Annotated in this window: 17 protein-coding genes; 8 read left to right on the top strand and 9 right to left on the bottom strand. The window is 70.4% G+C overall.

Annotation, left to right across the window (positions count from 1 at the left end):
- Window positions 1-3: 3 nt before the first annotated feature.
- Window positions 4-9,174, bottom strand: coding sequence for a DNRLRE domain-containing protein (locus C3489_RS04310; protein WP_308460799.1), 9,171 nt, complete (start codon window positions 9,172-9,174; stop codon window positions 4-6).
- 284 nt (window positions 9,175-9,458) lie between these two features.
- Here C3489_RS04310 and C3489_RS04305 point away from each other — a divergent pair, with 284 nt between their 5' ends.
- The 3 genes from C3489_RS04305 to C3489_RS04295 are packed head-to-tail and all read left to right on the top strand — an operon-like array spanning window position 9,459 to window position 11,573.
- Window positions 9,459-9,992 (top strand): hypothetical protein, encoded by a 534-nt coding sequence (locus C3489_RS04305; protein WP_258054550.1) that lies wholly within the window; start codon window positions 9,459-9,461, stop codon window positions 9,990-9,992.
- A gap of 52 nt (window positions 9,993-10,044) precedes the next feature.
- Window positions 10,045-11,025, top strand: a complete 981-nt coding sequence (locus C3489_RS04300) for a L,D-transpeptidase family protein (RefSeq protein ID WP_308460798.1) — start codon at window positions 10,045-10,047, stop codon at window positions 11,023-11,025.
- 2 nt (window positions 11,026-11,027) lie between these two features.
- The gene (locus C3489_RS04295; protein ID WP_258054549.1) at window positions 11,028-11,573 is read left to right on the top strand and encodes an SMI1/KNR4 family protein; all 546 of its coding nucleotides are present in this window, start codon (window positions 11,028-11,030) and stop codon (window positions 11,571-11,573) included.
- Between the two features lie 31 nt (window positions 11,574-11,604).
- Here the strand turns inward: C3489_RS04295 and C3489_RS04290 are convergent, their stop codons facing one another.
- Window positions 11,605-11,787, bottom strand: a complete 183-nt coding sequence (locus C3489_RS04290) for a hypothetical protein (protein ID WP_146075272.1) — start codon at window positions 11,785-11,787, stop codon at window positions 11,605-11,607.
- 1,092 nt (window positions 11,788-12,879) lie between these two features.
- Between C3489_RS04290 and C3489_RS04285 the strand changes: the two genes are divergently transcribed.
- From C3489_RS04285 to C3489_RS04275, 3 genes are all read left to right on the top strand, one after another.
- Window positions 12,880-13,728 carry a 3-hydroxyacyl-CoA dehydrogenase family protein gene (locus tag C3489_RS04285; protein WP_103780028.1) on the top strand — a complete coding sequence of 283 codons (849 nt, stop codon included), beginning with the start codon at window positions 12,880-12,882 and terminating at the stop codon, window positions 13,726-13,728.
- Between the two features lie 143 nt (window positions 13,729-13,871).
- On the top strand, window positions 13,872-14,195 hold the full coding sequence (locus tag C3489_RS04280) for an STAS domain-containing protein (protein WP_103780026.1): 324 nt from the start codon (window positions 13,872-13,874) through the stop codon (window positions 14,193-14,195).
- Between the two features lie 252 nt (window positions 14,196-14,447).
- Window positions 14,448-17,093: an ATP-binding protein gene (locus C3489_RS04275; RefSeq protein WP_103780024.1), complete on the top strand. Its 2,646-nt coding sequence runs from the start codon at window positions 14,448-14,450 to the stop codon at window positions 17,091-17,093.
- 81 nt (window positions 17,094-17,174) lie between these two features.
- Here the strand turns inward: C3489_RS04275 and nucS are convergent, their stop codons facing one another.
- The gene (nucS, locus tag C3489_RS04270; RefSeq protein WP_103780022.1) at window positions 17,175-17,846 is read right to left on the bottom strand and encodes an endonuclease NucS; all 672 of its coding nucleotides are present in this window, start codon (window positions 17,844-17,846) and stop codon (window positions 17,175-17,177) included.
- A gap of 275 nt (window positions 17,847-18,121) precedes the next feature.
- On the opposite strand from nucS, the gene C3489_RS04265 reads away from it, so the two are divergent.
- On the top strand, window positions 18,122-18,514 hold the full coding sequence (locus C3489_RS04265; protein ID WP_103780020.1) for an SCO5389 family protein: 393 nt from the start codon (window positions 18,122-18,124) through the stop codon (window positions 18,512-18,514).
- A gap of 81 nt (window positions 18,515-18,595) precedes the next feature.
- On the opposite strand, the gene C3489_RS04260 is transcribed toward C3489_RS04265, so the two are convergent.
- Window positions 18,596-19,624: an LLM class flavin-dependent oxidoreductase gene (locus C3489_RS04260; protein ID WP_103780019.1), complete on the bottom strand. Its 1,029-nt coding sequence runs from the start codon at window positions 19,622-19,624 to the stop codon at window positions 18,596-18,598.
- A gap of 243 nt (window positions 19,625-19,867) precedes the next feature.
- On the opposite strand from C3489_RS04260, the gene C3489_RS04255 reads away from it, so the two are divergent.
- The gene (locus C3489_RS04255; RefSeq protein WP_103780017.1) at window positions 19,868-20,200 is read left to right on the top strand and encodes an ATP/GTP-binding protein; all 333 of its coding nucleotides are present in this window, start codon (window positions 19,868-19,870) and stop codon (window positions 20,198-20,200) included.
- A 7-nt stretch (window positions 20,201-20,207) separates the two neighbouring features.
- On the opposite strand, the gene C3489_RS04250 is transcribed toward C3489_RS04255, so the two are convergent.
- From C3489_RS04250 to C3489_RS04230, 5 genes are all read right to left on the bottom strand, one after another.
- Window positions 20,208-21,071 carry an ABC transporter permease gene (locus C3489_RS04250; protein WP_103780015.1) on the bottom strand — a complete coding sequence of 288 codons (864 nt, stop codon included), beginning with the start codon at window positions 21,069-21,071 and terminating at the stop codon, window positions 20,208-20,210.
- Window positions 21,068-22,336: an ABC transporter ATP-binding protein gene (locus C3489_RS04245; RefSeq protein ID WP_103780013.1), complete on the bottom strand. Its 1,269-nt coding sequence runs from the start codon at window positions 22,334-22,336 to the stop codon at window positions 21,068-21,070. The genes C3489_RS04250 and C3489_RS04245 overlap by 4 nt, the downstream gene beginning before the upstream one ends.
- A gap of 102 nt (window positions 22,337-22,438) precedes the next feature.
- Window positions 22,439-23,209, bottom strand: coding sequence for an ABC transporter permease (locus tag C3489_RS04240; protein WP_103780011.1), 771 nt, complete (start codon window positions 23,207-23,209; stop codon window positions 22,439-22,441).
- A gap of 3 nt (window positions 23,210-23,212) precedes the next feature.
- Window positions 23,213-24,172, bottom strand: a complete 960-nt coding sequence (locus tag C3489_RS04235) for an ABC transporter ATP-binding protein (RefSeq protein ID WP_103780009.1) — start codon at window positions 24,170-24,172, stop codon at window positions 23,213-23,215.
- Between the two features lie 68 nt (window positions 24,173-24,240).
- Window positions 24,241-25,176: a cellulose-binding protein gene (locus C3489_RS04230; RefSeq protein WP_103780007.1), complete on the bottom strand. Its 936-nt coding sequence runs from the start codon at window positions 25,174-25,176 to the stop codon at window positions 24,241-24,243.
- Window positions 25,177-25,220: the final 44 nt, after the last annotated feature.

Here is a 25,220-nt window from a genome sequence, read left to right as displayed (position 1 = left end):
CGATCACCACTCAATCCTGATCTTGATCGGAGTGAAGTCGTCCAGGTTCTTGATCTGTGGCCAGATCTGCTGAGTACCTACGTGCCAGTTCGTGAAGCGGTCCAGCATCTTGAGGTTATCAGCCGTGTCCGGACCACCGAGCTGCAGCTCGTGCACATGGTCGGGATCCATGCGGTTCAGGATCCGGTCCTTCAGCTTGTCGGCGAATTCCGGATTCGTTGAGCCGTACTGGTCGTACACCCGCCGAATCAGGTCCCCCTTGTAGTTCTTTGTGACGGCGGAGTTGCGCGCGACCGGGTTCGGAGCCTTGAAAAGTGCCCCCTCATCACCCAGTTTCTGCAATGCCTGCGCCTTTTTGGCGAACTCCGTCTTGGACATGCCCTCCTGGTACCGGACGGTGACTTCTACCGGGTCACAGCCCGCATTGTGTACGAGGACCGGTGCCCCGCCGGCGAGGACGTAGTAGGTGTGCTGGCCCTGGACGGTCAGGTTGTGGACCCGCTGCGTACGGTACGTGTCGTCGATCGCGGTGACCTGGACCCAGGTGCCGGCCGCGGTCTGCAGCCACATTCCGGGCTTCAGGTCAGCGGCCTCGACCCACTTGCCGTAGTCCGGCAGCCAGAACGGGTGGTTGGCCGTGGCCGTGATGGTGGTCGGCTTGGCCTCGCCGTTCTTGCCGTCGGGGTCGACGGTGAGGGTGACCAGGTGCTTGACGCCGTCACCGGAGATGGTGTCGGTGACCATACGGGCCTGAAGGATGCCGGTCTCCGGGTCGGAGGCCAGGACGTACTCGCCCTGCTTGACGTCCTCGATGGGCTTGGCCGTGCCGTCGGCCATCAACACCTTGGTGCCGGGAACGAAGCTGTTCTTCTTCGCTCCCTTCTTGCACGACTTGGCGGCCGAACCGCCGTTGCCCTTGCCCTTCGGCTTGGCGTGCTTCGGTGCGGACTTGGCCTTGCCGCCCTTCGACGCCGCCTTCTCGGCCTTGGCCGCCTTGCCGGCCTTGGCCGCCTTGTTGCCGCTCTTGACCGCGTCGACCGCCTTCGCGCCCTTCTTCGCCCACTTCGCGGCGGTGACCGCGTTGCCGGCGCCGGGGATGGCGGAGGCCATGGACAGGGCCGCGTCGACGTAGTTGCCCTCGGCCGCGTACCAGATGCCGTTGGCGACGTCGGCCGCCTCGCCGACGACCGGGACCATGCCGACCACGTCGAGCGTGGCGTGGCCGATGTCCGACCACGACATGCCGAACAGGTGGCCGTCCAGCTCCACGAAGGAGATCGGGTTGCCGCCCGCGAACGCGTACCGGTTGCCCGTGTACGGGTCCGTGGTCAGGTCCATGTCGTCCAGGGCGCCGCCGAACATGTCCCGGGTGAGGAACCGGTTCAGGCCGGGGTCGTAGTTCCGGAAGCCCATGTCGTAGGTGCCGGAACCGTCGTCGTGCCGCATCGCGTTGAAGCGGTACTCGTTGTAGGCGTCCTTGTCGGGGTTGGCCGCGTCCGGCTTGTCGGCGCCGGTGAACTGCTTCTCGTCGTCCGAGCCGTACGCGGTGTAGCCGTAGGTCGCCCGGGTGGTGCCGTCCGGCTTGGTGATCGCCTCGACGTCACCCTTCGGGTGGTACGTGTAGTGCGAGTACTCCTTGCTGCCGTCGGTGTTGTGCTTGATCTGGGTGAGCTTCTGGCCCCACGGCGCGTACTGGTAGGACTTGGTCGCCTTGCCGGCGACCTCCTCCCGCAGCACCTTGTCCTCCATGCCCAGGTAGGTGAAGAGCGTCGTCTTCCCGTTGGGCCCGGACGTGGTCTCGGAGGCCGTGCGGTCGAAGGCGTCGTACACGTACGTCGTCGTCCGCGCCGAGGCACCGCTGCCCGCGGTGTGCTTGGCGATGCGGTCGAAGCCGTCGTAGGTGTACTTCTCCTGCACCGAGCCGTTGGACGAGACGGTGTCCAGGCGGCCCAGCGGGTCGTAGTTGTAGGTGGAGGCGATGCCCGCCGTCGTGGTCTTCAGCAGGCGGTTGCGGTCGTAGACCGAGGTGGTTGTCGACCCGTTCACCGTCTGCTCGACGACGTTGGAGTTGCCGTCGTAGACGTACGACTCGGTGCCCGCGCCGTCGCCGGTCTTGGTGACCTGCTGGATGCGGTCCTGCGGGTCGTAGGCGAAGCTCGACACCGTGTTGACGTAGGCCGACGCGTTGTCGGCGTTCATCAGCTTCGCGGTGTCCTTGGAGCGGTTGCCGTTCGGGTCGTACTCCAGGTCGTGGCTGGCCACGACCGTGCCCGCCGACGTCTTCTCCACCTGGGACCTGGCCGCGCCGTTGAGGTAGTAGGTGAAGTCGACGGTGTTGCCGTTCGGCTTGACCTGCTTCAGCGGCTGGCCGCGGTCGGTGTAGGTGAACGTGGAGATCTGCTGGTTGCCGGCCGTCGGCGAGTCCGCGTTGGTGACCTTGGAGATCATGTCGCGGACGTCGTAGTCGAGCTTCGACCAGGTCACGTCGTGCGTGGTCGAGGCGATGTTGCCGTTGGCGTCATAGGTCAGGGACGTGGTGTTCCTGACCGTCGTGCCGAGCTTCTCCTCGACCTTCGCGAGCTGGTCCAGCTCGTCGTAGGTCATGGAGTACGTGTCGGCCTTGGCGCCCGGCGAGAGGTCCTTGACCTCCTTCAGCAGGCCGTCCGGGTCGTAGGTGTAGGTGAAGTCCTTCTTCTCGTTGTCGGTCTCCCCGGTGTTGGAGCGGACCAGCTTGATGCCGTCGGCGACGACCGTGCCGTTGGCGTTGTCGGTCAGCGTGATCTTCTGGGTGCCGGACTCGGTGAAGCTGTACGAGCCGAGCGAGACCCACTGACCGGAGTTCTTCGACTCGTCCACCGGCTTGGTCGCCGAGCCTGTGGAGTGGGTGATCGTGAAGGGTGCGTTCGTGGCCGCGCCCGTCACGTCGCCGTAGCGGACGAAGACCTCGTAGGTGCCGTCCTGCGGGATGTTGAGCTGCCAGGTGAAGGTGTCCGCACCCGTGCCCGCGCCGCTCGTGCGGACGTCGTAGCCCCACTGGCCGAGCGCCTGGGAGGAGTCCCACGCACCCTGCGTCGCGGTGTTGTTGGCGTCCGTGGAGTCGACGACCACGACCTGCCTGCCGACCGGGACACCGTCGTCGGAGCGCGCCTTCTGGTTGCCCGACGGATAGAAGTCCCAGGTCATGGTGCGCTGCGAGGAACCGCCGGACGAAGTCAGCGTGTTCTTCGTCTGCTGGCCGAGCTCGTTGTAGTCGTAGGTCGTGGTGATCTCGAAGGGGTCCTTCGAGGACTTCACCCAGCCGTTGTCGTAGTACTCGTACGACGTGATGTTGCGGACGGTCTGGCCCTGCGACGGCGGGGCGGAGACCTCCTTCAGCTGGCCGACCTCGTCGTACGTGTAGTACGTGTGGTCCGGCGTGGAGTACCGCGAGTCGTCCTTGTCGAACGGGCTCAGGGTCTCCTTGACCCGGTTCAGCTCGTCGTAGACCGTCTCCGTGGTGAAGTCGGTCGCGTCGTCGGTGGTCTCGACGCCGCGCGGGCTGATCACCTTGGTCTGGTTGCCGACCTCGTCGAACTCGTACTTGGTCGTGCGGTAGGTGATGTTGCCCGAGCCGTCCTTGTCGAACGGGACCTTGACCTGGGTGGTCAGGCCGCGCCGGTCGAAGGTGTACTCGGTGGTGTTGTTCTCGGCGTCCGTCGTCCGGTCGGTGCGGCCGTCGAGGTCGTAGTGGACGGTGGTGAACTTGCCCGCCGCGTCGGTCGTCTTCACGACCCGGTGGTCCAGGTCGTACTCGAACTTCGTGGTGAAGTCCGTGGTGTCGGCCGTCGCGTTCTTCTTCGGGTCGATCACGGTGACGACGTTGCCGACGTTGTCGTACACGGCCGAGGTCTTGTTGCCCTTGGCGTCCACGGACGCGAGGGGCTGGTAGATCTCGTCGTAGGAGTACGTGGTCGTGTAGTCGCCGGCCGTCGTGGTCAGGTTGCCCTTCGGCTCGGTGACCGTCAGGACGTTGCCGACCTTGTCGTACGTGGTCGTCGTGCGCCGCTCGGGGTCACCGGTGGTGTCGACCGGGTCGAGCTGGTCGGTGACCTGGTCGGCGGCGTCGTAGACCGTGGTGGTCACGGCGCCGTTCGGGGCGTACGCCTTCTCGATGTTGTTGTTGGCGTCGTAGACCGGGGCCGGCGTGGTGATGAAGACACCGGCGGCCTGGTCCTTGGGCTCCTTCTTCGCCAGCGGGCGGCCGAAGTAGTCGTAGTCCTGGGTGACCTTGGCGCCCTGGCCGCTCGCGTCCTTCTTGGCGTTGACGACCTCACGGGTGTTGCCGCGCTCGTCGTAGACGAACGTGGTCGTGTTGTTCTTCGCGTCGGTGATCTTCTCCGGGTAACCGGACGCGCTGTACTGGGCGTACTTCGTGGTGTGCCCGTTGGCGTCGGTCTCCGTCAGCGGCTGGCCGTACGCGTCGTACGTGGTCGTCGACATGAAGTCGTCCGGCACCGACGTCGTCGCGACACCCTCCGGGTCGGTGACCGAGGTGGGGTTGCCGAAGTTGTCGTAGCCGAACTGCCAGACGTTGCCCAGCGGGGACGTCTTGCGGTACAGGTTCGCGGAGTAGCCGTCGGCCCGCGTCTGGTACTCGAACGCGGTCGCGCCGGAGGGGTACTTCGCCGGGTCGCAGTAGTCGGTCGGGTTGAACGACGTCCACGACTTGGTGGTCTCCGGGTCCCACTGGCGCAGCGGGTAACCGGTCTTGGCGTCGTAGCAGTACGCCGCCCTCGCCCCGTTGGCCTCCTCCAGGTACGTGACGTTGTTGTCCGCGTCCCAGGCCAGCTTGGTGGTCTGCGACTTGGCGTTCGTCATCTGCACCGGGCGGGCGAAGTCGTCCGTGACGTGCTTCGTCGTGTGGTTCTCGGCGTCGGTGACCGTGGTGTCGGTGAACTTGGTGTTCGCCGTGTCGGCCGCGTACGTGAAGCCGGTGGTGCCGTTCAGCCGGTCGGTGACGGTCTTGGTCCACCAGTGGTACTTGGGGTCGTCACCCGTCTGCGGGGCGTAGTACGCCAGCTTGGTGTCGTGCCCGCGCGGGTCGGTGGCCGTGACCAGCTTGACGTTCTTGTTGCCCTGGGTGGCGTCGTAGGTGAACTTGAAGACCTTGGGCTGGGAGGAGTCCTCACCGTCGACCATCCGGCCCATCAGGCCCTTGGTCGTGTAGTAGAACGTGAGCTTCCGGCCCGAGATGTCCGTGACGGACTTGATGTGGTCGTAGATCTTGGAGTTGGTCAGGTTGGTGCCGCTGACCTTGGCGCCCGTGTCGTCGATGTACTCGTACGACGCGTCGCCCTTCTTGTAGTAGTCGACCGTCAGCGACTGCCGGCCGACCGGGTCCGTGATGTAGGTGAGGAACTTGGTCGGCTTGTTGTTGGACTTGCGCTCCTCGTAGGTGTACGTCTGCGTGTTGCCGTCGTTGTCGACGACCGACGTCAGATAGCCGTCGCAGCCGAAGAGGAACCGCATGCCGTCCGGACGGGTCAGCGTCCAGGCGTCGGTGGTGTCGTCCTTGTCCGGGGTGCAGTCCGTGCCGGTCTTGAAGTCCAGCTTGAAGTGGACGCCCGCCGGGGCCTTCCAGGTGCCGTCGGCCTGCTTGCGGAAGACGTGTGTGGTGCCGTCGCCGTCCGGAAGCCTGACCTCGGTCGGGTTGGGGTTCGGGTGGAAGTCCAGCGGGGCACCGAGCCTGAGCGGCCCGGACGCCTGCCCGGACCAGCCGTAGCCGAGCACCGTGTCCGAGGTGTCCAGGGAGTTGTACGCCACCCGGAAGAAGGTGTTGACCCCGCGCCCCGGGTTGTTGATCGCGTCGTAGGACCAGACGCTGTTGCCGGAGGCGACGTTGTTCATCACCGTCGAGCCGGCGCCGGTGTTCTTGCCGGCGTAGGAGTAGAACTTCTCCAGGCCCAGGGTGTTGGAGGTGGGGTCCTCCACCGCCACGTTCTGCTTCAGCGGCTGGATGGAGGGGTTGGTGACCGACAGCCAGGAGCCGTCGGAGACCTTCTTCACGTCCCAGCCGAGCACGTAGTCGGTGCGCTTGTTGCCGTTGTCGGAGTTGATCGGCGTGTTGACCGTCGCCTTGATCGTCGCCGACTGGCCGGGCGAGAGCGCCGGGATCGCCGTGGACGCCTGGTTGCCGCCCGTGGTGACGTCCGTGCCGTCGGGGAGCTTCCAGGTGTACGACAGGACCCGCTCACCGGCCGCCCACGCGCTCGACGTGGTGTTGGTGACCGTGAAGTCCACCGTGTACGTGGAGTTCGGGGTCATCCGGGCCGGGGTGGTCGGCGCGTAGTACGTGTCCTCCGTGGTGGAGTCGACGTAGATCACCCGCAGCAGCGGGCCGAGCTGCGGGTCGGCCGCCTCCGAGGCCAGGAACAGGGTGCGCTCCTGCGGGCCCGTGGCCGACTCGTCCTTCAGCTTGACCAGCGCGCCCTTGTTGCTGGTCGGCGTCTTGATCCAGCCCTGGGTCAGGGACGTGGCGTCCCACCAGTGCCGGCCGACCTCGGAGACCTGCGCGACCGTGTCGGAGACGGTGGCGGAGTAGTCACCGCCGGCCGTGGTCCACGCCGTCGTCGAGGTGGCGTTGTTCCAGGTGGCCTGCGTCTCGTTGAAGTCCTTGGTCAGGCCGTGGAGTTCGTAGACGGCGCCGTTGGTGCCGGTGGTGGTCTCCGCGCCCCACATGAACAGGCGGGACTCCAGCACGGTCGCCGTGGTCGGGATCGCGCTGGTGGTGAACTTCAGCGCCGCCCGGGCCTTGCCGTAGGTGGTGGAGTTGTTGCCGACCTCCAGCCACTTCTGGCCGATGCCGTACGAGGCGATGGTGTCCTCGTTGGTGGTCGGCTGGCCCGAGGACAGCGTGGTGTCCGTGACCCCGGTCGTGCCCTGGATCAGCCGCATGGTGCGGCCCGCCTTCGGCACGCCGACGATCCGGGTCGGGGAGCCCAGCAGCTGGCCGTTCTTCGTCTTCACCGCGAGCTGGTAGTAGTACGACCGCCCGATCTCCACCGAGGAGGAGTCCGGGGTCGGGGTCGCGGTGGTGTCCGTGTAGGCCGTGGCGCTCTTGTCGATCGGCGCGACCAGGGTGGCCGCAGACGGGGTGAACGCCTGCTGCGTGGAGCGGTGCAGCTGGTACTCGGCGATGTCGTAGCCGGTGTCGCCGGTGGTGTTGGTGTACGCCTTCCAGCTCAGCTCCGGGCCCGTGGAGTGGATCACCGTGGGCGAGTTCAGGGCGGTGCCGACCTTGCCGTAGGTGACCGTCAGCCGCGGGATCGTCGCCGTCTCACCGCCGTAGTCGCCGTCACCGGCCTCGTAGCGCGGGCCGCCGGTCGGGGCGGTGGACGACTCGTCCGTGGCCTTGAGCACGAAGCCGTTGTTGGCGTACGTGCCGTTCAGCCAGCCCTGGACGGTGTCCGTGACCGGGAACTTGTGCCACTGGTTGTACTCGCCGGTGTTCTTCACGATCGACGCCGGGTTCACCCAGCGCACCGCGTCCGCGATGACGGCGGTGGAGGTGGAGGCCGGGCCGTCGCCGAGGACGACCTTGCCGGCCGTACCGGCGTTGAAGTCGATCTGCGTGCCGCCGTTCAGCGAGGCCCACACGCCGTTGGTGCCGGACTGCTGGTTGACCGTGTAGGTGGCCGTGCCGGCCTTCGAGGTCACCGTGTACGGCGCGTTCGTGGCGCGGTCGGTGGCGGCGACGTAGTGCACGTCCACCCGGTACGACGCGGTCTCCGGGATCTTCGGCTGCCAGGTGTAGGTGTCCCCGGCGACGGAGTCCTTGTTGGCGAGGTAGTCGCCGTTGACGCCGTACTGCTTGAGCGTCGACGTGGACGCCGGCCAGCTGCCGGTCGCGGCGGTCGTGCCCGCGTCGCCGTCGTCGACCTGGACGCTGGTGCCGGACAGCTCACCCACGAGGGAGCTGGTGTTGGACCAGGTCGCCGTCGACTCGTCCCACGCGCCGGTCGCCCGGTAGGCGCCGATGGTGACATCGTTGGCGTTGGTGGTGTGCGCCTGGTCGAAGTACATCTCCAGGCGGGCGGAGTCGATCTTCGTGCCCGACGGGATCTCGCTCAGCGGGAACTTGATCAGCGAGCGCGAGATGCCCGTGTCGGTCTTGCCGGCCGACAGCTTCCACGAGGTGTTGAAGTTCGTGGACGCCGAGTCCGACAGGACCATCGTGTCCTGGGAGGCGGACGGGGAGGGCGCGATCGTGATCGTGGGGTCGATGACGACCGGGTACTGCCGCTCCTTGGCCGCGAGCCACTTCGCGTCCGGGGAGACGGTCAGCTTCCAGCCGTCGCCGTCCCTCACGAGCTTCTGCGTGACGCGGGTGCTGTAGGTCTTCCCGAAGACCGAGGCGTCCGCCTTCCTGGCGTCCGTCATGTACGGCGCCGGGATCACCATCACCGGCGTGTTCGGCAGCTCGCCGTACAGCGCGATCGAGCCGTCCTTGCGGGCCTTCGGGGTGAGCCCGGCGGTGTCGAGCGTGAAGGTGAACGTCAGCGGTCCGGTGGGCCGCTCGGTGAGGGTGATGTTCTCCTTCACCCGGCCCGGGCCGACGCCGTACTCCAGGTCGGCGCCGTTCACGGCGTCCCGGTAGGTGACCTTGTCGCCCTTGACCGTGGGCTTGAGCTTCCTGCCCGCGCCCGCCAGTCCCAGCGTGACGCTGCGGCCGTCCGGCGCCTGGAAGCGGACCAGCCGGCCGGAGTCTCCGCCGAACCAGCTGCGGCCCTCGTTGGTGGTGTTGGCGAAGTCGAAGCCGGGCGCGTCGGAGCCGCGGACCGTGGTGTCGATCGTCTTCCAGGACTTCGACTTCGCGTCCCGGTACGCCGTCGGCACCGCCGACAGCTCCGCCTCGACGCGGCCGTCCGACAGCTGCCAGAACCGGGCGCTGGAGGTGCGCCGGTCCGTCAGCTCCTTGACGCGGACGGCCTTGGGCGCGTTCGCGCCCTTCGGCAGCTTCTGCCGGTCGGCCACGCCCAGCTCGTCGTGCGACGGAGGCCTGCCCGCATTCTGATCGTCGTCGTCGCCCGTGAACCAGCCCTTGACGGCGTCGACAATTGATGTGCCGTTGCCGTCGTCCGGTGCGGGCGCCGCATACGCGACCTGGGGTAGCGCACTGCTTGTCAGTGCGGCCACCACCAGGCACGCAATTAGCCTGCCCCTTGTGGGTCTCACTGCAACCCTTTCCCTTTCTCAGACGTTATGAAAGGTGTCCGAAAACGTCCGGCATGCGTCGATGAGCAGGCCAGACGTAGCGGCGCCGCAGGTTGTAATCACGCTGGTGACAGCACGTCAAGTGACTTCGCAAGTCCGACAGTTCGGCAATCCTGGAATATCGGCGCCCGTTTTGTCCCTTCGCTTGCGAGCGCCGTACGCCATCGCGTATAAGGGGCCGGTTCCGGAGCGGAAAGGGAATGCCCATGGGTGAGGAAAAGCCGTCGGTGCGGGCTGCCGCGAAAAAGCTCGAATCGTCTGAGGAAACGCCGGAATCCCCGAATGCGCCGGAAAGCGCGCGCTCCTGGTTCCGCCGCCCCGACCGCGCCGGGCTGCTGATCGCCGGTGCCGTACTGGCCGCCTGCGGCGGACTGGTGCTGTACGGCGTCCTCGACGGCGGTGACGACGACAAGCGGTCGGCGCACCCGCAGACGCCCACGGCCCCGGTCACCTACGAGGTCACCGGCACCGGCACCGCCGACCTCACGTTCCAGGCGCGCAGCGAGTCCGGGAAGGCCACCGTGGTCCGGGGCGCACACCTGCCCTGGCGGACCAGCGTCGACGTACCCGTCGGCCACGACCCGGTCATCAGCATCGTGCTCGGCGAGGACGGCGGCACCGCGCGCTGTGCCCTCGCCATCCGCGGGCGCCACGTCCAGAGCGCCACGGCCAGCGGCTCGTTCGGCCGCGCCACCTGCTCCGGCGCGCTCCCCTCAGCGGGCGGCGAGACACGGGGCTGACCCCGCCCGGCGCCCGTTTCCCCCTAGCCCCTTACCCCTCGAAGGTTTCCTCGTGCTGCCCGACATACCCGAACTGCCCCTCGTCCAGCGGTCCTCCCTCCGCACCCGCAGAGCGCTCGCCGCGGCCGCCGCCGGCGGGGCGCTGCTCCTCGTGACCGGCTGCGGAAGCGACGGGGGCGACGCCCCGTCCGCGGAGCAGGTGGCGGCGGACGCCGGCGACCTGGCCGCGACGCCGAGCGGATCGGCGAGCGCGTCCGCGTCGGCATCCGGTTCGGCGTCGCCGTCGGCGTCCGCGTCAGCGTCGGCCTCGTCGTCCGCGTCCGCGTCCGCCTCCGCGTCCGCCGAGCCGAGCGCCGGCGCCTCGTCGCAGCGGACGGCGTCCACGGCCGCGTCCGGGAGCGGGAGCGGGGACGCCCAGAGCTCCCGGACGTCGAGCGCCCCCGACTTCCCCGTCCCCGTCCAGGTGGGCGACGCGACCCAGGTCATCACCGTCAAGGCGAGCGGTTCCTACGCCACGGTCACGGCCTGGTCCAAGGGATCGTCGGGGTGGAAGGCGCAGTTCACGACGAGCGCCGGACGGGTCGGCTCGAACGGTGTGACGGACGGTTCGACGCGCCGGCAGGGGACGTACACCACGCCCTCGGGCACCTACACCATCACCGAGGGCTTCGGCGTCGAGTCCAGCGGCACGAGCATGCCGTACCACGTCGTCGACTCCGACGACTGGTGGGTGGAGGACCCGGAGTCGAGGTTCTACAACTCGATGCACGGCGAGCAGGGCGCCGACTTCCCGCTCACCGAGTCCGGCGACCGGGGCAGCGAGCACCTGATCAACTATCCGACGCAGTACGCGAAGGCCCTGGTCGTCAACTTCAACCGGTGGCCGGCCACGCCCGGCCGGGGAGCCGGCATCTTCCTCCACGTCAACGGGTCCGGAGCGACGGCCGGTTGCGTGTCGGTGCCGCGCGCGACGATGGACAAGATCATGGGCTGGATCAGCCCCGGCGCCCACCCGCGCATCGCGATCGGCTGACCGTGACGGAGACACTCACATCGCTGGAGGCCGCGCTTCCGGCCATGACGCGGTGGCGTGCGCCGGGCGGGCGTGCCGTGGACTGGGCCGCCCTCACGGCGGCCCTGGGTACGGCGCTGCCCTCCGACTTCCGGTCCCTGGCGGAGGCGTACCCGGTGCTGGTCATCGACGACTTCCTCATGGTGTCCCTTCCGACGCCCGGCGCCGAGGAGCCCTGGGCGTCGGCATCCAGGGACGACGAGATCCTCCAGGACCTGTACGAGATGGGCGACACCGAGGGCTACGTTCCCTACCCCCGGCCGGGCGGTCTGATCTCCTGGGCGTCGTCCAACGCGGGGGACGCCTTCTACTGGAGGACGAGCCCCGCGGGCCCGGACGCATGGCCGGTGGTCGTCCGCACGGACAACGCCGAGTGGTACGAGTTCCCGGTCGGCGCCGTCGCCTTCCTGGCCGGCGTGTACGGGCGCACCATCGAGGTGCCGGGCATGCCGACGAACTTCCCCGGCAGGAACCCGGCGGTGCTGGGTCTGGGCGACCGCGTCGACTGACCGGCGGCCCCGGGCCCACCGCCCGTCTCGCTCAGCCCACTCCCGCAGGAAGCGAGATGGTTCCCGGGAAGACGCCCTTGGTCCGCTCCGTCACCTCCTGGCCGTAGCGCAGGCTCCCCGCGCTGGAGGGGATGACGAAGGCGCACCGGAAGCGGTGGGAGGTGAGGCGGTACGTCGTCGGGTCGAGGGTGAGGACCTCCTCGACCCGGTCCACCCTGATCCCGTCCCGTCCCGTCCCGTCGCGCCGTGACACCCGCCGCGCGCAACCGCTCCAGGGTCGGCGTGAGTTCGCGTACCGCCTTCTTCACCACGGCCCGCTCCCTGACGTCCGGGAGGGCGGCCGAGACCACGGTCACCCGCAGTTCGACCCCGTCGGCCGACCGGTGCACGGTGACGCCGTCGTAGCCCCCGAACGCCTCCAGTGCGGCGACCGGGTCCTCCACCGTGTCCGCGATCTCCGGGTCCGTCAGCGGGCCGCTCCTCCAGGCCGCGTCGCCCTTCTTGACGTGTCCGGTCCCGCCGACGACGTAGACCTCTTCCGGCTTGCTCGTTCCCTTGGCGCGGGTGGTGCCCGTCGAGTGCAGGGCCTCGGGGGACTGGGTGCGGTCCACCGTCGCCGTGTAGGCGGCGCTGCTGCGGCCGCCCGGTGACGTCAGGCTCTCGCTGCCCTTCACGGTGAAGGTCCAGCCGTGTCGTGCGGACAGGGCCTGCCTCGCCCGGGCGAGGAACTCCCCGGCCGTCCGGGGGGCCGGTGCGGAGGAGGAGGGCGACGAGGCCGGCGGCCGTCCCGCGGTCGTCGGGCCGCCCTCGTCGCCGCCGGACCCGGCACATCCGGCCGGCGCGAGGGCGAGCAGGACGGCCAGGGCGGCGGCGGAACGGGGTCTCACGGGCGTACTCCTTCACGAGCCGGCAGGGGAGGCGCACGGATATACAGCAGACGGGAACCGCGGTGCCAGCGCGCGGACAAGCGGCACAAAGGGTCTTTCCGGGACCCTTCGCCCGTGCGGCGGCACCCCAGGGCGCGCGAGACCCGGCGGCCGCCGACGCCGCGTCAACTCGCCCCGCCCCCCGACGTGACCGGTGTCTCACCCCGTGAGACGTGAAACGCGTTACTAACTCCGCCGCGCCGCCCCTCACGGGCGCTAGTGTCCGCCGGAGAGATGTTGGCCCCGGAGTGACCCTTCCCCTGCCCGGCGGCGCCTGGTGAGTTCCGACCCGAGGCGCCGGGCGCACCCTCGCAACCGCAGCGGACGAGGGGAACGGGACGCCGGGGCCCCACGACAGCGCGTATCAGGGGAGTCGCACAGTGGCACGGAAGCTCGCCGTCATCGGGGCCGGTCTCATGGGATCCGGCATCGCCCAGGTCTCCGCGCAGGCGGGCTGGGACGTCGTCCTGCGCGACGTCACCGACGAGGCACTCACCCGCGGCACCGACGGCATCAAGGCGTCGTACGACAAGTTCGTGAGCAAGGGCAAGCTCGCCGCCGAGGACGCCGAGGCCGCGCTCGCCCGGATCACGCCCACCACCGATCTGGACGCCGCCGCCGACGCCGACATCGTCGTCGAGGCCGTCTTCGAGAAGCTGGAGGTCAAGCACGAGATCTTCCGCGCGCTCGACAAGATCGTGCGCCCGGAGGCCGTCCTCGCCTCCAACACCTCCGCCATCCCGATCACCAAGATCGCGGCGGCCACCGAGCACCCCGAGCGGGTCGTCGGCGTGCACTTCTTCTCGCCGGTGCCGATGATGCAGCTCGTCGAGCTGGTCCGCGGCTACAAGACCAGCGACGAAACCCTCGCCACCGCCCGCGAGTTCGCCGAGTCCGTCGGCAAGACCTGCATCGTCGTCAACCGCGACGTCGCCGGGTTCGTGACGACCCGTCTCATCTCCGCCCTCGTGGTGGAGGCCACCAAGCTGTACGAGTCCGGCGTCGCCACCGCCGAGGACATCGACACCGCCTGCAAGCTGGGCTTCGGCCACGCCATGGGCCCGCTGGCCACCGCCGACCTCACCGGCGTCGACATCCTGCTGCACGCCACCAGCAACATCTACACCGAGTCCCAGGACGAGAAGTTCGCCCCGCCGGAGCTGATGCGCCGGATGGTGGACGCCGGTGACATCGGGCGCAAGAGCGGGCAGGGCTTCTACACGTACTGATCACCGCACTCACCCCGGAGAGGTAACCCTCCGGGGTGAATCAGGTATCGGTTCGCTTACAGCCAGCAACCGCACTGCCACCGACGCAGTCAGACCTGGCACAGCACTCACGGAGTACGCCACCGCACCCACGAGGAGCGCATATGCACATCAGGGGCGACCACGCCGAGCTGGTCGTCGGGGGCCGCCTCGACGTCCGCAGCGCGGCGGACGCCCGTACGGCCTTGCACTCGGCGGTCGACGACGGCGTCGGCGACCTCGTGCTCGACCTGTCCGAACTGGAATTCTGGGACGCCACCGGACTGGGTGTGATCATGGGCGTCCACCGCCGGGCCGGCCGCTGCGGCCGCCGCCTCGTGCTGCGCGGCGTACCCCCGCAGATGCAGCGCCTGCTGGTGGCGACCCGGCTGCACCGCATCCTCGCCATCGAGGGCGGTCTCGCGGTGGATTCGCTGCCCCGGGTGTGACCCCGGCGCACGGGGGCACTCGGCGCGCGGCCTAGACCCGGCGAAACGCCCCCCGCGCCCAATCCTCACGAGACTGTGACGTCTCGGACGGCACGGTACCCCGGGCTGTCGGAGATACTGAGCGAAGGTTTACGGTTCGTCTGCCCGCCGCCCGCAACCCTCGACCGGGCACCGGACCAGAAGCGACAGCGCAGTGTGCAGCAAGGCCGGGAGGGGCTACCGCCACACGACGCTTTTGGGGGGCTTGAACCTATGGACCCGAACACCCGGGGCCCCGAGGAGTACGGCCATGAGGGCGACGGCCAGCCGCCGCGCCCACGTCCGTCCAGGGACCCCCTCACACCCGATCTCGGCCAGCACGGGCCCGCGCAGGCCCGCATGGTCCAGCTCGTCTCCGGCGATCTGCTGGTCACCGTCAACCCCGTCGACGGCAGCGAGATAGAGCCGTGCCCGCCCGCCGAGCGGCCCGGCCGGCCCACCCGGCGCAGCGCCGCCGACCGCGCCGAGGCCGACCGCGCCGCCGCGCCGCCGGTGCCACCCGGCCCCGCCCGGCCCGAGCTGCCGCTGCTGGGCCGTCAGGAGGAGCGCGAGCGCCTGGTCCGCCTGCTGGCCCGGGGCCGCTCCGTACGCCTCACCGGGCCGGCCGGCTCCGGCCGCACCCGCCTGCTCGACGTGGTCGCCGAGGACTGCGCGGACCTCGCCCCCGAGGGCGTCATCCGACTCAGCGGCTTCCACCGCACCGCCGACGAGCTGCTGCACGACCTGTTCCGCACCGTCCACGACGCGCCCCGGCACCGCCCGGGCCGCGACGAACTGCTGGAGTACGTCCGCGACATCGGCGCCGTCGTCGTCCTGGACGACCTGGAGTTCGGCGGGGCCGCGCTGGACGAGCTGCTGGACGCCACCCCCGAGTGCGCCTGGCTGCTGGCCGCCACCCCGGACGTGCCCGCGCCCCTGGCCGACTCCGCCGTCGAGGAGGTCTTCCTCAGCGGCCTGGACCGGGCCGGCGGCATCGAGCTGATCGAACAGGCCGTCGGCCGTGCCCTCACCGAGGACGAGTCCAACTGGGCCGGCGACCTGTGGTTCGAGTCCGAGGGCCTGCCGCTGCGGTTCGTCCAGGCCGGCGCCCTGCTGCGGCAGCGCGACCGGCTGCGCGCGGGCGCCGAAGCGGTCGACGAGTACGGCGTGTTCGACGACGCCGTGCCCTCCGACGCCCCGGTGCCCGCCGAGCCGGGCGAGGACATACCGCTGCCCTCCCTCGGCGAGGCCGCCGCGCCCGCCCCGCTGCTCGCCTCCCGGCTCAGCGCCTCCGCCCGCGCCACCCTGCGCTTCGCCGTCGCCCTCGGCGGCGAGGTGCCCCACCAGGCGCATCTGCCCGCGCTCGTCGGCGACACCCACGCCGACGCCGCGCTCGGCGAACTCGCCGCCTGCGGACTGGTCTCCCCGGTCGGCTCCCGCTACCGGCTCGCCGCCGGCGTCCAGACCCAGCTGGAGGCCGCCGGATACGCCGAGGACGCCACCGAGCAGGCCCGCACCGCCGCCCGGCACTACACCTGGTGGGCCGGACACCCCTCGGTCACCCCCGAGCGGGTCTGCGCCGAGGCGGACGCCGTGCTCGCCGCGCTCACCCCGATCGTCTCCGCGGGCGCGGACGAGGACGGCGAGCACACCGCCGTCAAGCTCGCCCGCACCGCCGCCCCCGCCTTCGCCGCCGGCCTCGACCGGGGCGCCTGGGAGCGGGCCCTGCGCGCGGGCGCCGAGGCCTCCCGGCTGGCCGGCGAGGTCGCCGAACAGGCCTGGTTCCACCACGAGCTGGGGGTCCTCGCGGTGTGCGCCGGACAGCTCGACCGGGCCCGCGCCGAGTTGGAGGCGTCCGTCGCGCTGCGCGGCGCGGTCTCCGACAAGCGGGGCACCGTCGCCGGGCGCCGCGCCCTCGCCCTGGTCGCCGACCGCGCGGGCGATGTGCCCGGCCTCCCGGTGACGGCGGGGGAGGAGGTGCCCGACGCCCGCTCCGAGGAGTCCGCCTCCCCGGCCGCCGGCGTGCCCGCGCCGTTCCCGCAGCTGCCCCGGCCCGCCCAGGGCGACACCGGGACCCTCGTCACCCACCAGGCCGAACCGTACGGCCCGGCCGCCAAGCCCAAGGGCGGCGGACTGCGCAGCATGGCCCGGCGCAACCTCGTCGCGGCCGGCGCGGGCGCCCTGCTGGTGGCCGTGCTCGGCACGGTGGTCACCCTCGGCGCGACGTCCGACAACGACGCGCACACCCCCTCCGACCAGGTCGGCGTCAACCCGTCCGCGAGCCAGGGCGTCGACGACGGCGAGCTGGGCGCGGACGTCCCGCAGAAGAACGACGGCAAGGCCGACGGCGACACCGGCAAGGCCACCAGCCGTCCCACCGACCCGGGCCCCGACGGCACCTACGGCACGGCGGACGACCCGACGCCGACGGCCGGACCGTCGGAGAGCGCCAAGCCGGCGGGCGGCGGCACCTCCGGCGGCACGTCCGGCAAGCCGCGGCCCAGCGGGTCCTCCAGCGTGCCGGGGGGTGGCACGACCACCACCGGCGGCTCCACCGGCGGGTCGACGGGGAGCAGCAGCGGCAGCCCCACCGGCGGCAGCAGCAGCGGCAGCCCGACCGGGGGCACCAGCACCGACCCCACCGGCGGGACGTCGACCGGTACGACCGGTGACCCGACGGGCGGGACGACCGGCGGCACGACGGGCGACCCCACCGGCGGGACCACGGGCGACACCACCGGCGGCACGACCGGCGACACCACCGGCGGGACCACCAGTGGTGGAACGACACCGACGACCAGCGACTCGGCGAGCGCGCCGGCGTCGAGCACGTCCCCGGACGGCTCCCCGTCGGTGTCCGGCACGACCGTGAGCGCCTGACCACGCCGCAGCCGGGGATACGCGACAGGGCCGGGTCCGCATCAGACGGACCCGGCCCTCACCGCCGTGGGGCAGGCGTGCTCAGAACAGCCGCAGCTTGTCGTCCTCGATGCCGCGCAGCGCGTCGTAGTCCAGCACCTGGCAGCCGATGCCGCGGTCCGTGGCCAGCACCCGGGCCTGCGGCTTGATCTCCTGGGCCGCGAAGATGCCGCGGACCGGCGCCAGGTGCGGGTCGCGGTTGAGCAGCTCCAGATACCGGGTGAGCTGCTCCACGCCGTCGATCTCGCCGCGCCGCTTGATCTCCACGGCCACGGTCTGCCCCTCGGCGTCCCGGCACAGGATGTCGACCGGGCCGATCGCGGTCATGTACTCGCGCCGGATGAGGGTGTAGCCCTCGCCGAGGGTCTCGATGCGGTCGGCGAGCAGCTCCTGAAGGTGCGCTTCCACGCCGTCCTTGATCAGGCCGGGGTCGACACCGAGCTCGTGCGAGGAGTCGTGGAGGATCTCCTCCATCGTGATGATCAGCTTCTCGCCTGCCTTGTTGACGACGGTCCAGACGCCTTCCTCCTCGCCCGTGCCCTCCTTCAGCGTGCACGGCGGCGACATCCAGTTCAGGGGCTTGTAGGCCCGGTCGTCGGCATGGATGGAGACGCTGCCGTCCGCCTTGACCAGGATCAGTCGGGGTGCGGAGGGCAGGTGGGCGGTGAGCCGGCCGGCGTAGTCCACGGAGCATCGGGCAATGACGAGACGCATGGTCGGCAACGCTACTCGACGGACGCGGGTGCACGCGATTCGCCCTGTGAGCCGCCCCTAATCTCCCTGATTCCGCCTGTTCCACACTGGCCGATTGTGTGCCCAACTGGGCGTTCCTATCTGCCCATTCGCCTGGTGCGGTCACGGTCTGTTGCCTACCGTAGAAAACGGGAGGTCGCTATGCGTGTACTCACCGTGTTCGGTATCTCGGCATCGCGGGCTCCCCTTTCCGTGTCCGGCAACCCCTGCTCGGCGGGGGTGCGAGAGGAGAACCCATGTCGCTCGACGTCTCACCGGCCCTACTCGAACAGGCCGAGCGAGGCGAGGTCGACGAAGCAGCATTCGTCGACTGCGTCCGGACCTCCCTGCCCTACGCATGGGAGATGATCAGCTCCCTGGTGGCCCAGCTGAAGGTGGACGGCGGCGAGTTCGCCGACAACCAGACGCCCCCGCCGGACGAGCAGGCGCGCGGCCAGCTGCTGCGCGCGCTCGCCAGTGACGCGATACGCGGTGCGCTGCAGCGGCACTTCGGGGTGCGGCTGGCCTTCCAGAACTGCCACCGCGTGGCGGTGTTCCCGATGGACTCCTCGGTGGACGAGACGCTGGCGCGCTTCACCTCGATCCGCAACCAGCTGCTGAACCAGTCCCCGGAGCTGCGGGACTGCTGACGCAGTGAGCCACCCGCTTGCCGCTCCGTATCTGGGAGGTGCAGACGTCGGTACCGGAGCGGCAAGCTCCCAGGGCGGCCGTCAGCGCAGGTGGGGGAGTACCTCGGCGCCCAGCCGCCGGACGTTCTCCTCCGTCGTCGCCAGGTCGCCAGAACCCTCCACCAGCAGGGCGAACCGGGAGATACCGGTCCGCTCGCTGGTCGCGGCCAGCCGGTCCACGGCGAGCCGCGGCGTGCCCACCGGGTGCAGCCCGCACAGCAGCTCGGTGTACGCCAGCGGGTCCCGCATCCGGCGGTGCCGGCCGTCGACCGTGACATGCGCGTCGAGGCCCTGTTTCAGCCAGCCCGGCATCGCTTTCGTCAGGGTCTCCTCCGCGTCCGTGCGCCGGTCGGCGATCTGGCAGACGCCGGCCGACACATGCGCCGCCGCCCGGATCTCGTCCTCGCCGCGGCCCGCCGCCCGCGCGTGCCGCCCCCACAGGGCGACCATCTCGGCCTTCTCCTCGTCGCCGACATGCATCCCGAGCAGCATCGGCAGCCCCCGCTCGGCCGCCAGCCGCACACTCGACGGGGAGGTGCACGCCAGGACCACCTCCGGACCCGCTGCGCCCGACAGCGCCTCCGAGGGCCGCGGCACCACGGGCACCTCGCGGAAGCGGAACCGCTCGCCGTCCGCCGACACCCGCGCCTCGCGCAGCCAGCGCATCAGCAGATCGAGTGATTCCGGGAAGTGGCGCTCGTACGCCTCCAGGCCGGTGCCGAACACCTCCAGGTCCACCCATGGCCCGCCGCGCCCCACGCCCAGCGAGAACCGGCCGCCGCTCGTCAGGTGCAGCAGCGCGGCCTGCTCGCCGAGCGCGACGGGATGGACGGTGGGCAGCACGCTGACCGCCGTGCCCACCCGCAGCCTGCGGGTGCGGCCCAGCAGCAGCGCCGCCAGGGTGATCGCGGACGGGCATGTGCCGTACGGCACGAAGTGGTGCTCGGCCAGCCAGACCGTGTCGAGCCCCGCCTCCTCGGCGACCTCGGCGGAGCGGACCGCGCGGTGCAGCGCCTCTCCCTGGCCCTGACCGGGGAACTGGGCCGCCAACACGAAACTACCAACGCGCATCGCTTTTCCTGCTTCCTCGGCTCCGACGCGGAGCTCCCCCACCCGGCATAACCGTCTGACACGTGCCGAGGACACGGCCTGGCGGAGTAATTTGCGGATTGTCGGGAGAATCCCGGGGAACGGGCCGCCCCACAGGGGGACTTGCGGGGGTGCTCGGCCCGCCCTGGGCCGGGGAGTACCCCGGAGCGTGCCGCGTACGCTGGATGCGGCCCGTGCTTCCTGTATAGCTCCGTGAGGTGTTCCGTGTCCCCGCGTCGCAACCGTCCCAAGGGCTCCGGCTCGCTCGGCCGCAGCGCAGAGGACGACCAGGCGAACCGCTACGGCGGCTGGCAGTCGTCGGTGCGCTGGCAGGGCGAGGACTGGAGCGTACGGCACGTGGCGGGCGCGAGCGCCCAGGGCAAGAGCTACCGCTGCCCGGGCTGCGACCAGCTCATCCCCGACGGAGTCCCGCACGTCGTCGCCTGGCCCGAGCACGCGGGTGTGGACGACCGGCGCCACTGGCACAAGGCCTGCTGGAACGCCAGGGACCGCCGCACCACGCGGGTGCAGCGGTCCCGTAACGCGCCGAAGTTCTGAGTACGGGCTACACGTCCCGCTTCTCCAGCAGCGCCCACGCCCCGGCGAACGCGGCGGCCGTCGCGGCGAGCGCGATCCACAGCGGGTCCCAGCCGGACGGGCCGGACTCGCCGATGGACGTGGTGTAGAACACGCCGAGCTGGGTCGGGATCGAGTAGTCGAACAGGAACTCGCGGACCTTCTGCAGCGACTCCGTCACCATGAACAGGGCGATCACCAGCGGCGCCAGCACCAGACCGATCATGATCGTGATGGCGCCGGCCGAGTGCCGGATGATCGAGCCGATCAGCAACGAGAACAGGCCGAGCAGCGCGATGTAGAGCGAGACGCCGACGGTCGCCTTGAACCACTCCCCGCCGGTCGGCTCCGCCGCGTCGGTAAGGATGCCGCTCAGCGCGAAGGAGACGAAGGCGGTCGACAGCAGGGTGACCGTGAAGGTGACCGCGAACAGCACGATCGCCTTCGCCGTCAGCACCCGCCCGCGCGCCGGACAGGCCACGGTCGTGGTGCGGATCATGCCGGTGCCGTACTCCGAGGCCGTCGTCAGCACGCCCAGGGTGATCACGCACACGCTGCCCAACAGCACCCCGAAGAGCCCGTACGGCAGCGCGCTGGTGTCCGCGATGCTCTCCGGCGAGGCGTTGGCCGCGACCAGCGCGCCGGTCAGCAGACCGATGCCGACGACCAGCAGCACGAACACGCCCAGGGTCCACATCGTGGAGCGCACCGAGCGCAGCTTGGTCCACTCCGAGGCGATGGCGTGCCCCAGGTGGGTGCGCACGATCGGGATCGGCGAGGTGTAGACGGGGGCGCCGGGCGCGGTCTGCCAGGTCGGCGCGGCCTGCGGCGTCGGGATCTGGGGCGAGCTCATCGGGCGTCCTCGGACTGGGCGGTGGTGGGTTCGGCGGAGGGGGCGGCGGCGGGCGCGGGGGCCTGTGGCGCGGCGGCCGGTGGCGCGGTGGGCTGCGCGGGGGCCGGCTGCGGGGGTGCCTGCGGCGCCGGGGCCGGCTGTGCGTACGGGTTGGCCGGGGCCGCGCCCGGGGCGGCGGGCGCCTGCGGGGCGCCGTAGGGGCCCGGCCGGCCCTGGGGCGGGGTGAACGGCTGTCCGCCCTGCTGGGGCGGCGGCGGGGCGTACCAGCCCGGCTGGCCCTGGCCCGGCACCGGCATCGGCGGCTCGGCGCCCGGCGGCAGCGGCTGCTGCAGGCCCGCCTTCTGGTCGATCGTGGAGCGGTAGTCCACGGCGCCCTGCGTCATCCGCATGTACGCCTCCTCCAGGGAGGCCTGGTGCGGGCTCAGCTCCCACAGCCGTACGTCGTGCTCGTGGGCGATGTCCGAGATGCGCGGCAGCACCAGCCCCGTCACCCGCAGCGCGCCGTCCTGCTCGGGCAGCACCTGGCCGCCCGCCTCGATCAGCGCGGCCGTCAGCTTCTCGCGCTGCTGCGGCTCGGTGTCGGGGGTGCGCACGCGCGCGAAGCCGGCGGAGTTGGCGGCGATGAAGTCCTGCACGCTCATGTCGGCGAGCAGCTGGCCGCGCCCGATGACGATGAGGTGGTCGGCGGTCAGCGCCATCTCGCTCATCAGGTGGGAGGAGACGAACACCGTCCGCCCCTCGGCCGCGAGCGCCTTCATCAGGTTGCGCACCCACAGGATGCCCTCGGGGTCGAGGCCGTTGACCGGCTCGTCGAAGAGCAGCACCTGGGGGTCGCCGAGCAGCGCGGCGGCGATGCCGAGCCGCTGGCCCATGCCGAGCGAGAAGCCCTTGGAGCGCCGCTTGGCCACGTCCTGCAGGCCGACCACGCCGAGCACCTCGTCGACGCGGCGGGCCGGGATGCCGGACAGCTGGGCCAGGCTCAGCAGGTGGTTGCGGGCGGAGCGGCCGCCGTGCACGGCCTTGGCGTCCAGCAGGGCGCCGACCTGACGGGCCGCGTTGGGCAGCCGGCGGTAGGGGTGGCCGCAGATCGTCACCGACCCGGCGGTGGGGTTGTCCAGGCCGAGGATCATCCGCATGGTCGTCGACTTGCCCGAGCCGTTCGGCCCGAGGAAGCCCGTGACGGCACCGGGCCGCACCTGGAAGGAGAGGTTGTACACAGCGGTCTTGTCGCCGTAGCGCTTCGTCAGGCCGACTGCTTCGATCATGCTCCGCACCCATCGCAAGGTTCAGGACAGCGGGGCACACGCCCCCGTAAGGGTTAGGAGGATATCCAGGCGCTGACGGTTCCAGCCAAGAGAAGGCAAAGACTACGCGTCACGCCGCTGCAGCAGGACGAAGCCGCCGAGCAGTGCCGCCGCCACCCAGGCCAGCATGATCCCGAGGCCGCCCCAGGGGCCGTACGGGGTGGTGTCGTCGAGCGGGGTGACGACCTGCATGATCCGGCTGCCGGCCTGGTCGGGCAGGTACTGGCCGACCTTCTTCGTCGCGCTGACGTTGCCCAGGATGTTGGAGATCAGGAAGAAGAACGGCATCAGGATGCCCAGCGACAGCATCGGCGAGCGCAGCATCGCGGCCACGCCCATGGAGAACATCGCGATCAGCGTCATGTAGAGCCCGCCGCCGAACACCGCCCGCAGCACCCCCGGGTCACCGATCGAGGCCCGGTACTCGCCGAGCATCGCCTGCCCGAGGAAGAACGCCACGAAGCTGGTCGCCATGCCGACGACCAGGGCCAGCCCGGTCGCCACGGCCACCTTGCTGAACAGGAAGGTGGCGCGCTGCGGCACGGCGGCCAGTGACGCGCGGATCATGCCGGTGCTGTACTCGTTCGACACCACCAGCACCCCGAACACGATCATGGCCAGCTGGCCGAGCGTCATCCCGGCGAAGCTGATGAAGGTGGGGTCGAAGGAGAGCTGGTCGCGCCGGCTCAGATTGCCGAACTCGTTCTTCGACAGCGCCGAGATGAGCATGCCGAGGGCGATGGTGACGACCACGGCGAGGGACAGCGTCCAGACGGTGGACGCCACCGACCGGATCTTGGTCCACTCCGAACGGATGACCTGGACCGCCGCCATGGCTCAGCTTCCCTTCTGCCAGCCGGCCCCCCACGGCTCCTGCCGCGCGGGGGGTGTGCCGTCGTGTGCGTGGTACTCCACCGCCTGCGCGGTCAGCTGCATGAACGCCTCCTCCAGGGAGGCCTGCTGACTGCTCAGCTCGTGCAGCACGATCTGGTGCCGCGCGGCCAGCTCACCGATCTGCTCGCTCTTGCCGCCCTCCACCTCCAGCGCCCCGCCGCCGGTCTCCCCGGCGGTGATGCCCGCCTGGTGCAGGACGTCGAGCAGCCGCTCGCGCTGCGGGGTGCGGATGCGCACGTAGGCGCGGGAGTTGCGGGCGATGAAGTCGGCCATCGAGGTGTCGGCCAGCAGCCGGCCCTGCCCGATGACCACGAGATGGTCGGCGGTGAGCGCCATCTCGCTCATCAGGTGGGAGGAGACGAACACGGTCCGCCCCTGCGCCGCCAGAGACTTCATCAGATTGCGGATCCAGTGGATGCCCTCGGGGTCGAGGCCGTTGACCGGCTCGTCGAACATCAGGATCCGAGGATCGCCGAGCAACGCGGCCGCGATGCCCAGCCGCTGTCCCATGCCCAGCGAGAAGCCCTTGGTCTTCTTCTTCGCCACCGCCGTCAGACCGACCGTCTCCAGCACCTCGCGCACCCGGCTCGCCGGGATGCCGTTGCTCTGGGCGAGGCACAGCAGATGGTTGTAGGCGCTGCGCCCGCCGTGCCAGGCCTTCGCCTCCAGCAGCGCGCCGATGTACGTCAGCGGGTCCTTGAGCTGGTGGTAGTGGATGCCGTCGATCCGCACATCCCCGGCCGTGGGCCGGTCCAGGCCCAGGATCATCCGCATGGTGGTGGACTTGCCCGCGCCGTTGGGGCCGAGGAAGCCGGTGACGATGCCGGGTCTGACGGTGAAGCTCAGATTGTTCACCGCCACCTTCTCGCCGTACCGCTTGGTCAGCCCCTCAAGCTCGATCATGCGGCCACGCTAAGACGGAACGAAGCCCCCCGCCAGTGGAAAGGCAGGGGGCTTCGCAAGACCTGCAGTTACCGGGACTGCTGCGCCGGCACCCCACGAGAAACAGGCTCGTCCTCACCGGGCGTACCCGCGGCAGCGACCGCCGCACCGGTCAGCGTGGCGAGCATCTCGCGGACGTTCGTCAGCTGGGCGTTGATGGAGTCGCGACGGTTGGTGAGCGCCGCCAGCTCGCGCTCGGATTCCGAGCGGATGCGGTCGGCCTTGGCGTTGGCGTCGGCCACGATGTCCTCGGCCTGGCGCTGGGCCGTCTCCACCGTCTGGCGGGCGCGGCGCTCGGCGTCCGTGCGCAGCTTCTCCGCCTCCAGGCGCAGCTGCTCGGCGCGGTGCTCGATCTCCGCGAGCCGCTTCTCGGCCTTGGCCTGACGGGAGGCCAGGTCGCGCTCGGACTGCTCGCGGCGCTTGGCGAGGTTCGTCTCGAAGTCCGCGGCGGCCTGGGCGGCCTTGGCGCGGGTCTCCTCGAAGAGGGCGTCCGCCTCCTCGCGCTTGGACTGCGCGTCCTTCTGCGCCTCGGCACGCAGCTGCGCCGCGTCGGCCTTGGCCTTCTCGACGATCCGGACGCCCTCGTCCTCGGCCTTCGCCTTGCGCTCGGCGGCGTACGACTCCGCGTCGTTGCGCACCTGCTGGGCCGCCGACTCGGCGAGGTCGCGGTGCTGTTCGGCCGCGCGACGGGCCTCCTCGCGCAGCTCCTTGGCCTCTTCCTCGGCGAGGCGCAGGATCTTCTCGACGCGCGCGCCGAGGCCGGCGTAGGACGGCTCGGCGTCCGTCACCTGGGCCTGAGCGTTCTGCGTTTCGAGGTGCAGCTCCTCGATGCGCTTTTCCAGAGCGGTGATGCGGGCGTTGGCCTGGTCACGTTGGGAGACGAGGTTGGAGATACGTTCGTCCACCTGAGCGCGGTCGTACCCACGCCGCACAAGCTCGAAGCCGTAGGGGGAAGTGTCGCTCATGGGGTTCCTGTCGAATGAGACCGGTGAGGTGATAGGTGGAATCC

Source organism: Streptomyces sp. Ru71 (assembly GCF_002920535.1).
Lineage (GTDB): Bacteria > Actinomycetota > Actinomycetes > Streptomycetales > Streptomycetaceae > Streptomyces.
This window is presented reverse-complemented; position numbering and strand designations above follow the sequence as displayed.